9 protein-coding genes are annotated in these 12,689 nt (G+C 37.0%); 1 reads left to right on the forward strand and 8 read right to left on the reverse strand.

Features of this window, described 5'->3' with window-relative positions:
• Nucleotides 1-7 precede the first annotated feature (7 nt).
• Nucleotides 8-1,246 (forward strand): ISL3 family transposase, encoded by a 1,239-nt coding sequence (locus A923_RS0109205; protein ID WP_420192180.1) that lies wholly within the window; start codon nt 8-10, stop codon nt 1,244-1,246.
• A gap of 130 nt (nt 1,247-1,376) precedes the next feature.
• Here A923_RS0109205 and A923_RS22985 read toward each other — a convergent pair whose 3' ends face one another.
• From A923_RS22985 to A923_RS0109245, 8 genes are all read right to left on the reverse strand, one after another.
• The gene (locus A923_RS22985) at nt 1,377-1,514 is read right to left on the reverse strand and encodes a hypothetical protein (RefSeq protein WP_017221381.1); all 138 of its coding nucleotides are present in this window, start codon (nt 1,512-1,514) and stop codon (nt 1,377-1,379) included.
• Nucleotides 1,515-1,953: 439 nt separating this feature from the next.
• Nucleotides 1,954-2,544, reverse strand: a complete 591-nt coding sequence (locus A923_RS0109215; RefSeq protein WP_017221382.1) for a 4Fe-4S single cluster domain-containing protein — start codon at nt 2,542-2,544, stop codon at nt 1,954-1,956.
• A 2-nt stretch (nt 2,545-2,546) separates the two neighbouring features.
• Entirely contained in the window at nt 2,547-3,008 is a 462-nt protein-coding gene (locus tag A923_RS0109220) for a hypothetical protein (RefSeq protein ID WP_017221383.1), read from the reverse strand.
• Complete coding sequence (locus A923_RS0109225) at nt 3,009-3,212, reverse strand: DUF2997 domain-containing protein (RefSeq protein ID WP_017221384.1); 204 nt, start codon at nt 3,210-3,212, stop codon at nt 3,009-3,011. It lies immediately after the preceding gene.
• On the reverse strand, nt 3,212-5,668 hold the full coding sequence (locus A923_RS0109230) for a hypothetical protein (RefSeq protein ID WP_017221385.1): 2,457 nt from the start codon (nt 5,666-5,668) through the stop codon (nt 3,212-3,214). The genes A923_RS0109225 and A923_RS0109230 overlap by 1 nt, the downstream gene beginning before the upstream one ends.
• Nucleotides 5,665-7,221 (reverse strand): hypothetical protein, encoded by a 1,557-nt coding sequence (locus tag A923_RS0109235; protein WP_017221386.1) that lies wholly within the window; start codon nt 7,219-7,221, stop codon nt 5,665-5,667. The genes A923_RS0109230 and A923_RS0109235 overlap by 4 nt, the downstream gene beginning before the upstream one ends.
• A gap of 2 nt (nt 7,222-7,223) precedes the next feature.
• Nucleotides 7,224-10,613, reverse strand: a complete 3,390-nt coding sequence (locus A923_RS0109240; RefSeq protein ID WP_017221387.1) for an AAA domain-containing protein — start codon at nt 10,611-10,613, stop codon at nt 7,224-7,226.
• A 4-nt stretch (nt 10,614-10,617) separates the two neighbouring features.
• A complete protein-coding gene (locus A923_RS0109245; protein ID WP_017221388.1) occupies nt 10,618-12,249 on the reverse strand; it encodes an AAA family ATPase in 1,632 nt (543 codons plus the stop codon).
• Nucleotides 12,250-12,689 lie beyond the last annotated feature (440 nt).

Consider the following 12,689-nt stretch of genomic DNA (forward strand, 5'->3'; position numbering starts at 1 on the left):
ATATACCTTGCCATCATTATCATCCGCTCTATTTAGCTTTAAAGGCCAATGTGTACAGTCTTTTTCTATAGAAAAAGGGACTCATTCCGTTCTTGTACGATGCCGCCGTGACAGGCGATTTAAGGTTGAAGAACCAAGGACTGGAAGACTATGTACAGTCGATCACTACGTTAGAAGACAGGTACAAGACCTGCCTGTTAGTGGTCATCCTTGTCACATCGAAGTCGAACTCGCTCAAACCAGAGATAAAGACGGCAGAAGGTTGATTGAGGCTACTGAATATGTTGCAAAAGGAGCGAGATACACAACGCGTTTCTGTCAGTTCATCAGTGGATTGTGCCGATACATGAGCATTCACGCAGTCTCTCAACATCTAAGTATTCGCTGGGAGACGGTAAAAAATATTGATAAGGAATATCTACACTCAACCCTACCTGGCTTGGAGCCCGAGAAGCTTAACAACTTAATCCATATTGGAGTTGATGAGGTAGCCCGAGCTAAAAGACATGACTATATGACAGTGGTATACGATTTGGTTTCTGGTCATTTAATTTGGGTCGAACATGGTAGAAAAGCAGCGATCCTTATTTCGTTCTTCAAGCAACTATCAACAGCTACGAGAGACGGTATCAAAGCAGTTTCAATGGATATGGGTCAACCTTATCAATCCGCAGTAAGGCAAATGCTACCTAACGCAGATATTGTTTTCGACCGATTTCATGTGATGCAAAACTATTGTTTGTTAATCAAAAAAGAACGCGCAAAAGCCTTTCGAAATGGTTCTAATGAAGAGAAAAAAATGATCAAGGGAACGTTATTTCTCTTGCTAAAAAACGCCCATAAACTGGATGACAGACAGTCGGATAAGCTTGCTGACTTACTCGAGAGTAACAAGACGCTCTGCATTGTTTATATGCTGAAAGAGCAGTTACAAGCAATATGGGATGAACCGTGTTACGAGTCGATGGTAGAGGCTCTTGAAGCTTGGTGCCGTCTTGCGAGATCAACGAGAATATTGTCCTTGAGTAATTATGCAGACGCACTACTGGACAGAAAAGTTGGCGTCTGTAATTACGCAAAATATAGATTAACCAACGCTCGAGTTGAAGCTGGGAATGTCTCTATTGGTTTACTCAGGCGAAGAGCAAGAGGGATTCGAGACATTGAATACTTCAAACTCAAGATCAGACAAACATCAGTCCCTGATACCCATTCAACCTTTTATCCAAATATCAAGCTCATGTAAGCGGAGAAGAGCCGCAAATGTATGGAAAATTGATATGAATATATTTCGACTGAGTAACAGCTCTAACGAGGTTTGGGGCAAAAGCGGCTTAGGATAATCACTCGAAACCTGTGAACACTCGAAACCAAAATTAGCTGGCTGAATTTCGATCGTGATTAGATCCTTTAGGCTCTAAAGGTATTGCAACATTTTTCATAGCCTTAGCAAAAGCCGCAGCACTAGCTTCGCTATGTACTTTACGCGCTTTTCTTCTGACGACCTGAGTCATAGTAACGATCCTCTAACAGTATCAAACAATTTTCAATCTTATATGATATGAAAAACATGCACAACATACAGCATTTAATATAAGGCTTCTTTTGCCGCTTTCGCGAATAATGACCCAGTTATTGGCAAAGCCCCTGTAGCCTTACTCCCATCAACTGGTTCATTTCCGCCTTGTCTTCGGGCGGGTCATTATTAAGGAAACAGTGTCTGGTATGATCATGTAAGCAGTTGCAATGTGACAGCCCTTCTCACAAGAGTAAATCAATGGCAAACTGATATGAAGTGGTAGCGTGAATTACGATTATAACGAAATTTACTTTTTCTTAATTCATTAAAATATGCATTTTAAAAGATTACTACTCAACCATTTTAGCTACACAATTACACACCACACACCAACTCTTTTTTTGGTCCGCTTCGCGAACTATCACCAGCCCTCTTTAATAGCCAGGTTTACTCAGTGCATTTATTAGCTCCTGCTCTGGATACCCTAATATAGAAAGTTCACCGAATTCTCCGATATAAATTTCAACTTGATTGCATTCAGAGACTGTTGTTTCATTATATTTAGCTGTTAAAAAGTTAACTTTTTGATTTTCAGACCCTCGCCATAATAGGTTGGTATTACGTAAAGAATGTTGGTAACGACCTGAAATTAAAATGTCTACAAAATTAAAGATACCTTGTTTATTGCTACACAACTGTATTTCAGCAAATTCATAACCAGTATAAAGCATGATATCAAGCCCCTCCTCTGATAGCTGTTTCATTAACCAAAGAAGGTTTTCGGCTTGCTGTAGCGGCTCACCACCGAGAAAAGTCACACCAACGATACCTGGTGCATCCATTATTTGATTGAACAACTTCTGCCGCTCAATCAATTCATTCTCTTTGTGGGGCCACATAGCTGTATTCCAGCAACCTTTACATGCAAGCGTACATCCTTGCAGCCAAATCACAAATCTGTTTCCAGGACCGTAAATGTTGCTTGATGGTTCAATATTAGCTAAGTTAAAACAAGTACCAAACATGACTAAATGGTTCTTGTTAAAACGAGCTGTATTTTACCGTTTTTCTTCTGTTCTTTAACTCGATAGCCCTGGGCTTTTGCTTTCGCAATTGCGTTCACTCTAACGGCTTCAACACGGGCAAGACGTTCTTGCTCTAAGCGCAGTCTTTCCGCTTCAGCTAAACGAGCTAAATGTAGCTGATAAGCAGTCTTGTACGCAATCTCCAACTTAGATAAAAACTGTCTCGTTGGGGTGTACTGTCTATGTATAGCATTATTTACAATGCGTCCATTTAGTTCATCTGAATCATGTCGAAACAAATAAGTATCACCATTCCAAACAAAGCATTGCTGACCTTGATAATCATGTCGATCAGTTATAATGTTTACGCCATTTACTGTTGTTGATACATTTAACGACGTCAGTGCTTCAATAAGTACATCGCACTCAGTAAACGGTGTTAAAGTTTTGATTACGACACTCATTTATGACCGTCCCTGCGTTACTTTTTTAGCTACATTACGTACTACATTTTGATTAAACTCATCTGTCGTTCGAATGCTGGTCACAGGTTGAACATCCATTATTTCATCTAATGCATCCAGACAAGTGTTACCAGCAAACCCTTGAGTTTTAGCACTTATAGCGCCATCCTCATCAATAATTAAAGTAATTTTCTGCTCAGCCATTATTTACTATTCCTTTCTACAACGAGGTTAGCGTGCAATCTCGTTGCCTCTTGTTTTGCTAATTCAATATCAGTTTTGTAGCGTATCGCAAGGTAGCGATTTTTTTGGAATGTATACAAATTACCAACATCAGGTAATTCTTCTTTAGGCCAATTCAAAACAAATGACTTATTGATGTTATTTGAATTCTTACCAAATAACTTTGCAAGAACCGAATCTTTATTTTTAACTTTAATGTTCTTATTGGTGCTATGTACGTTTAAGTCAGATGAAGCTTTATTTTTTTTGTTTTTTAATTGTTCCACTTTATTCGTCAGTGATTTATGTCCCCTATTTAACCCATTCTCTTTTTGCTCATATTCGGAGAACATTTTTTTAAAAGCAACGGTTGCAGATTCAACGCGCTTTGTTTCTTCGGAAAGTACTTGCTTGTTATTTTTTACGTCAGCATCGATTAGATTTTTGATTGTTTGTTTCAATTTTTTGGTCGCACTTTTTGCATGGAAATTTAACCATACTCGAATATCATCCGCTGTTTGAGGTAACTCTTTTTCTAGGTGCGGATTTTGTTTATAAGTATTAATTAACGTATTCCATCCCATAATTAATTGTTCATTAGGCATGTCATTAAGGTGTACACGGAGATATTCCTTCAGGTTGTTGGTGTTTTCAGCTCTAAATTCATTAATCTTCGTTATAGGATACTCAGCAACGTTATCTACAAAGTCTGTCTTGCAGAATTTGACTAACCAATGCTGCCAGTTATCTGATAGTGCGATATTGTTTTCTTTCGTCTCATCAACAGATTTTAATTTAAATTGTTCTAGTTCGTTTATAACTTGAGAGCTATTTTTTATTGCTGCATTTAAGATTTGCGTAAGTCTTGAATTTTCTCTATCCCACTTTAATTCTTGTTCTGCAATATCAGTTGCTTCTGCAACCTTATCCATTGATGATGAGAGTGATAAAATAAGTTCATTAATGTCTTCTTCAGCTTTGGTTCTTTCATGTAACGAAAGGTTAGATAAATTAATCGTTTTCAATTTATCTAACTCTCTAGTTTGAGTTCGTTTCTTATTTAATTGACCTGTTAAGAAGTTATTCATAAAACGTTTTACATTGTCGCTGACTGTATCTTTACTTTTTTCTATTTGAGTTTGCTTACGATCTAAAAGCTCAACTTCATCAACCCAGTGCTGCTGTAGATCTCGCCAATGTTGATGTAAAGGGTCTTCTTTGGCATTATTTGTTAGATAAGGGGGGCTTATTGTCATTGAGTAATGGATATTCTTGGCTAAGTTTTCGTCATTGAACTTGGTGAGGTTAAGTTCATCAGCAATCTTAAGCGCTGATTTATCCTCAAAATCAGTGAAGCTTTTACATTCGGTATTGTTGAGTGAAACATGCATTTCATTTTCGTAATTAATCTCATGATCAATTTTGTCAACAAATCGCACTGTTGATGAAATGTCTTTAAGCTTAATTTGTTTATTCAGATCCCAATAGCCAGTATTGAATAACTCATTTTGATAATTTTCAACAGAACAGCGTTGGTTATTGGTTAACTTGAGCGCCCAATTAACGCTATTGACATCACTTGTTGTTGGCAATAACCAAGCTTCATCTTTTGATAAAATGACCTGAGGTAATGCTTTTGTTTCAAATAATTGAATATGGTCAGTCGCGTTAATTAAATTTAATAATGGCTGCTTTGCTGCCTGCGCTAATGTCATCAAGACATTTGTAGCAGTTTTATTTTGTGATAGTTGTTCTAATAAGAGTCCATTACTTATCACTGAGCTCTGATAAGTTATTGCAGTATTAAGGTGATTAAATAAGCTCTCTGATAATACGTGTTGATGTGGTAAATCAATATAGTTGACTGGTGAGTCACCGTTTGAACAAGATTGCTTTTTGCCTTGAATTAAATATTCACTTGTCGATTTAGTCCAGAACAAATAACAGAACAAACGATAATAATCATCGACTTGATTTTCTTCTAAATCTATATGATAAGATAAATTCACATTATCAACTACATCACTAGAAAAGATAACGCCTTGTTTAAATTCATCTTGTTGATGGTCTGCTATTATCAATGACCCTTGCTGAGCCACGCCGATTCGAATACAACAACGCCCAGATAAAACTTCAATAGCGTTGCGATTGACTTCATCATTATCTAATAATAAGAATATTTGAATGTTGTCATCAGCTAGTTTTTGTAAACATCTAATCGCATCATCACTTGTTATTTTACTGGTAGATAACAGTAAACTTTTGTCTATTTCAAGACTATTTAGGTATTCAACCCAACTGAATTCAGTACAAATATGAAATCCATCATCATCAAAGTTTTCACCTAAGCCGGATTTATTATCTTGATATACAAAAATATTATTTAAATGCTCTTCACCGTAATTAATAGTGAATTCTGCGTCATATGAGGTGATCATGCGATAGCTTCCTTAGCGATATTCGTTGACAATGCTTGTTGTAAATAATCAGGAAGATCACTTTGTTCAAGTTGTACAAATGTTGTAGGCGATTGTATTTTTGGCGTTTTATGGGAAAAATCAATAAAATCTAGACTTGTTGTAACCTTCCATATAATCGTACGATTCATGGTTTCAATGATCCAATAGCGATCATGGTTATCCTTCTTATTTTGCATTACTTCAAGCGACCAATCTTCAGGTATTTTAGCATTGGGTTCGCAACTATAAATCACGCCTGATTTTGCGCCGCTAATTCGGACTATTTCATGCATATTTCGAGCATGCAGTGCTGATTTATAATAACGGTCAGAATAAATGATATGTTTGATCGGTTCACTTAACACTAATGTTCTAAGCAAATCATTTATATTCAATACTTGACCTTGTTTAAACGTCACACTTGGTAATGGCGTTTTTGTATTCGTAGGGATAAGAAAGTTTGCTGTTGATGCATGCCAATAGCTCATTGGATTTTGCTGTCGGTCTAACGCATGCAGTAGCTCATCACCTTGCAATAATGGTAATTTATAATCCTTAACCGCCAGGTGAGCAAGCCATATTTGTTGGCTGTAATTAGCCTGAGGTACCGAGAGGTAACCTGATTTAAACAACCGATTTAACGATTGTATTTGCCATTCTTTAGCGGTAACAACATCCTTTGGCTTGATTGGTAAAAGTTTAATTTCACCTGAATCAAAATAACCAAAGCATGTATCAATTGCAGATAAGTTTTGTTTACTCATAATAAATGAAGATAAAGCATCATGACTTTTAGGTGTGTTACACAGTGCTTTTAATGAGGAATCCTCCCACTGCATACCAATACTTTCGATAATACTCGACATAAAGTCATCATTATGTTCATCCGAATAGGCATTATTTATCTCAACAAGTTGCTCACGTTCATTAATTTTAGTTGGCAGATTGCCTGTTAATTTAAAATCAACCTGAAATGTACCTTTATCTAGGCTATAAGTAAGTGTCAGTGTTATATCTTGTTGTTTATTTTTAATACCTGTATTTAATACTTCAACACATAAGTTACTGATATTATTTTTTTGTACCTTTGTACCGTCATTAAAAAGAACAGTCTCAAACTCACAATGGAACTTGCTTTCTCTACCTATTTTTTCTGTTTCCGCCCACTCATAAAACTGATTACGCTGTTGATAACCCCCTTTACGTGTACTTGACGCTACAACCCTCTGCATCAAAAGAGGTTCTTGCGTAAGATATGCGTCATCTTGTAAATACCAGATTTGGTAAAGGCCTCGCTCTGTAGCAGAATGTTTCCCACTATCAATAACTTCTCCGCCTAACATTGTTAAGCTATTATTTTTCGTCAATTTTTCCTTTTCAAGATAATCGATGAGTCGAGGAGGTAAACGACCAATATCATCTTCAACTTGCTTAAGAATACGCTGAAGATCCGGTCTTTCTTGTTCTACATTGACTGTTGCGAGTACTTGGTGGCAAACAGCTTTAACTTGGCGTTGTAATGTGATTTGCATGGTTACCCTTTGCTTTTTCGTATTGGCAATGCTTGTGCCAATACGTTTAATTCATTTGATCTAGAGTTATTTCGGTAATAAGCATGTTGACCGACAACAACTAATTGAAAACGAGCCCGTGTAATAGCGACATTTAAACGATTTGGACTGTCTAAAAAGCCATCACGACATGTATTAACCATCGAGAGGAAGGTAAGGTCGGCTTCTTGTCCTTGAAAAAAATCAACAGTACTCAGTTTTATTTCGACATTCTTAAAATTAAATCTTGCGAAAGAACGCTTGTCGCCGGTTAAAGCCTGTAATTTATCTCGTAAGCATTTTTCTTGTTTTTTGTAGAAGGTTAAAACACCGACGCTGTATTTTTTATCTTGCTGAGATGCCCAATCACAAAATGCAGATAGCTCATTGATAATTACTTTGGCTTCTTGCTCATTGGCATTGCCATGTGTATTGCCATTTACATCCAACCACACCGCATGTTTATCGTATCGATTGTATTGCCACTCTCTTGCGTTTTTTGTTTGACGACCATCTAATAGAGATATTTGGCTATTATCATCTGAATAGAATTGCTTTCGGGGATATTGTGATATATCAGGGTGCATGCGATGCTGATAGGTTAACGTTGTATGTCGGCATTGCTTTTCATTATGATTAAAGCCAATATTTAAGGTATTTTCGGCATCATTTTTTTGTTTTAATGTGCCAGAACCTGAAAGTGCTTCTAATACAGAAGGAAAGGCCATATTTCTAATACCATAAATTCGCCCTGTAGCATTAAGTGATTGAGGAAATAGCTGGTCTAGTTGCTTGCGAATACCTTGCGCTTTATTTTGGCCATTTTTCCCTGCACCGACTTTTAAAAAGCGTAACCAATATTCACGTTCTAAACGCCAAACAACTTCTTCTGACCAATTAGTTTCTTTATTATACCTTAGCCATTGGCTATTTATATTTGTGGCATTGGATTCTGGGTTGCCATTTTTTATCGTAAAGTGATGAGCCCCATCCCACCTTGCTTTGTGACGAAACCCATGACTGGACAAGCCCCATTTGGGATCTAAAATGACGCTATCCGCAGGCATCGAATTTTGAGCGGATAGTAATAATTTTTCTTCACAAAAGAGTAAATTGAACTCATAGAGTAACCATGGTTTAATTTGTAATTGCTTTTGTGTTAAGCCATTAACCCCCTGACAGGCAGTTTTAACACCTATAAGGCACACTGATTCAAAGGTTGTTTGTACGCTTTTATTTGTGGACCGCGCTAATATTTCAGCTTCGAGTGCAGCAAGTTCTAGTGTTGTTACTGGCACTATAATTTTGTCATGGTAGCCCCATTCTCGAGGACCATTGTTATTTTGACTTAACGATCTTAATTCACTTAAGAGAAAACAGGCGCGTTGAGTTTCAGCGGTGAGTAACTCTTCTTTTCTATCGCGACTTTTATGCTTTAAAACTAACTGTTTTAAATTAGCCGTGATCTGTTCGCGATCTGTAAACGGTGATAACTGTTTCACATCACCAACTAAAATCCAGCGTTTAGCATAACGTGCAGGTACAAGAAATTCAGCAAATGTAGTTTTACTGCACTCATCAATAACCATCACATCAAATGGCGACTCACCTGTATCAAAGGATAAATTTTTGTTATTAAATAAACGTAAAATACCCATTGTTGTTCCACAGACAAGGTTTGACGAATCAACCAGTAGTTGATCATGATCATTACCGCTTAATGAACTCGAAAATGTATCTGCTAAATTATCATATTGATAATGCTCAACACCCACCGCTCTATTTTCGTCACCAATCCGAAGTGGAAATATTTCATTGTCTAAATGATTTTCATCGACGCGTTCTAATACATTATTGATAGCAGCATGGGTTGAAGCGGTAAGTAATACACGCTTTCCCTGACGTACTAATTGGATAATTAATTCTAGGATTGTTGTTGTTTTACCTGTACCTGGAGGTCCATCTAAAATGGCAAAATCTGGCGTAGCAAGAGCTTTTGTTACAAACTCCCTTTGTTTATCACAACCATCAAACTTGGTATTAGTAAGGACCGACCATTCCAATGTATCGGAGTTCACAGGTATAAATTCAGGCCATCGTTGTTGTCTTCTATTTTTCAATAAATCTAGCAATGGCTTTTGATCTATTGCCGGCGATAGCTTTAAGCTAGTGATCGCTTCTTTCTGGCGCCAAAGTGCTTGCGTATTAACTTTTACTTTTAACTGTTTGCTCTTCGGTAAAACAGCTTGTCTTTTGCCATCATTCTTACGGCAAAGCAGGATTTGTCGCTCTTCAGGGCGTGATTTTAAAATGCGATAGCCTGCTTTAGCATGTGCTTTCTCATTCTGATCAAGAATATCTATTTGATCTTCAAAAAAGTACTCTAAGGGATCTTGACTCGTGCCTGTGTCATCGCCGTGATCGAGGCTTACGAGTTGGATCCAATTAACGTCACTGGTATTTTGTTTACATTGTATTTCTAAGTTGATTAATTGTTCATGTCGCAAGGTTTTAGGGCAAGTATCGTCAAGTGTATCTAAGGTCACTTTGCCTTCATGCAAACCCAAAGACCATTCATTGGGTAGCGTGTTGTTGTTTTCATCTAATAAGTTGGCGAGGGATATCTGTGCAAGCCAGTTTTTCGTCATGTTATCGATATCTGCATTAGCAATATTAGGTTTTTTATCTGCGACAACATAGCTGCAACCATCGATATGAATTACATTGTCTGGGTAGTTAAAATCAGACACAATTTTAAAGGTTAGTTTTTTATCGCCGAACAAAATAGTTTTGTTTGCATCCGGTAGTCCGTTTAAACGGTATCTTGCATTATCTACTTTCTTTGCTTGATAAGTTTGGCCTTGTTGTAATAATTCAAGCTGTGAAGGTAATGAAGTAGATAAGGGCTGAATTTTTAACGAGTAGCCTGTCCATGAAATTGTCGACTCTTCACAGTTGCCTAGCTTTATATAATACCGTTGTGATTCTTGTTTAAAGTCATCATTGTCTAAGGTTATTTTTGTTCTAGATTTACCACGACCAATACTGATTGATTCATTAAGATCTGGATCAAAATCATCAGACAATGGAGCTTCTTCATATAAATCTTCTATTATCTCAAACCAACCTTCATCCATCAGGTCAAATTCAACTAACGTATGGGGCTTTATTTCAAATACAGACTGTTTACATGATAACACTGCATTGGGAGATGGAAGTTTTTGCCATTCACAGCTTACTTCTTTTTTTTCCAATGCTCGTTGAGCATTATCTAAATAACGGCGAAAAGGTTCGAATGAATCATCAATCGCTTTAGCACCTTGTGCACCGTTATAAACCTGGTCGTTTAGCGCAGTAATATAAGGATTGGTCATTACCTTATCCTTGAGACTTGATAAATGGATTTTTACTTTCTTGTTTTAGCTTTGGCTGCTTATTGTCAGTATTTGAATTGAGAGGCTCAGGTTTTGCATTACTTGCTGGTACAGCACGACCATTTATCCAGTTTCGAGTGTCTTTAATCGTTTCATGCATAGTGACTGATAATGGGGAGGTTGATTCAATTGCTTTTTTTATAAAAATGGCATCAATATCTTTCGAATCACTGAATGCCATAAATAGAGCTTCTTTAACGGCTTCCTCTAATTCAGCACCTGTAAATCCTTGACTCAATTTAGCGAGTTCTAGAAGTTCGTCTTCGGTGAACATCTCATGTCGATTATTCCTCTTCTTGAGATGAATAGTTAAAATCTCAACTCGTTCTTCAAGTACAGGTAAATCGACAAAGAATATCTCGTCTACACGTCCTTTGCGTAGTAATTCAGGTGGTAGCATTTCAATATGGTTCGCTGTAGCTAAAACAAATACAGGGCTAGTTTTTTCTTGCATCCAAGTTAAAAATGTCCCTAAAACACGTGCAGTTGTTCCGCCATCACTACCGCCAGAACCCTGTAGTCCAGATAAACCTTTTTCAATCTCATCTATCCATAAAATACAAGGTGAAATTGTTTCGGCTAGCTGTAAGGCATTACGGATATTTTCTTCTGATTGGCCAACAATACCACCAAAGACCTTACCCATATCCAAACGTAATAAGGGTAATTGCCAATTACTTGATACTGCTTTAGCAGCAAGACTTTTACCTGTGCCAGGTAAACCTAACATCATAATCCCTTTAGGATATTCCAACCCAAACTCACGAGCATCGTCTGTGTATGCGTGTTTTCGACGGTCAAGCCATTCCTTTAAATTTTTCAGACCACCCAAGTCATCAAGTCCGACTTTAGGGTGAAAGTATTCAAGTAAGCCTGATTTTTTAATTACTTGTTCTTTCTCAGCAACAACAATATCAACCTCGGATTCTGTCAATCGAGATCGAGTAACAGCGGCCTTAGCAAATGCTAATTGTGCCTCTGAACTTGATAGCCCAAGTGCTGCATCAATTAGGCGACTACTTTCATCAAAGTTTCGATCCAGGATGTCATAATGTTCTTTAGTTGCATTTAAGAGCGTTTTTAGTGTAGCTCTATCAGGTAAAGGCAAGTGTAGAATATGGGTATCTTTCTCTAGCTCAATAGGTAAATTAGGCACGGGTTGAGAAAGCATTAACGTACGATCAAGATTCTCACCACTACCTTTTTTTATTGCATACAGGCGAAGTTTACTGAATAAATCTGGGTTATCACCTTCAAGCTCATGACGTATATCGTCTAACAGTAAAATACTGTTTTCAGGTTCCATATTTGAATCTGAAAAATCATCATTATTATATATAGATAAAAACCAATCTAACACTGCATCTACTGAGGATATTGTGTCATCTATTGAACCATCCTGATAACAGCGTAATCCTTCAGTTCGATTCCAAAAATAAACTTGGCGATTTATACCATCAGATTCACCGGCCTCAATAACCTCTGCTTGAAGACGTAATGTATCGTGGCTAATAATTTGAATAATTGGTGCGCCAGCCTGAATATTGACCTTGAGATCTCGAGAAAACGAATCCATTATAATTTCACTATATTTTAAAATACATAGTTAACAATACCTTAAACTTAAAATACTTAGTTAATAGTTGGCTTAAAAAGTGAGTAATAACTTGTTTTATGATAAGTTCAGACTATACGCCTATATAGGTACTTATTTATAGTTATTTATATGGTTGAGTTTTAACCTTTCTATACTTTTACATATAACAATTGATAAACTCAACCAACTGTTTTATATAGTAAAGCTATAGAAGTAATAGACCTCATAGCCTAAATAGATTGAATCTTTTTGTTTATGGGAGAGTTGATCTTCTAAATGGACTATCAGAGAGTTCATTACGGGAATAATCAAAGGTAAAATCAGTAACTGTCGCAGTACAACCAAGCACTGTTCCATTATGTTCTGGATAGATCGGTTTTTAAGTTGCTCTACGCCTTACACGAGCCTTCAAGGACAGG

The sequence above is a fragment of the Moritella dasanensis ArB 0140 genome, assembly GCF_000276805.1.
Classification (GTDB): Bacteria; Pseudomonadota; Gammaproteobacteria; order Enterobacterales; family Moritellaceae; genus Moritella; species Moritella dasanensis.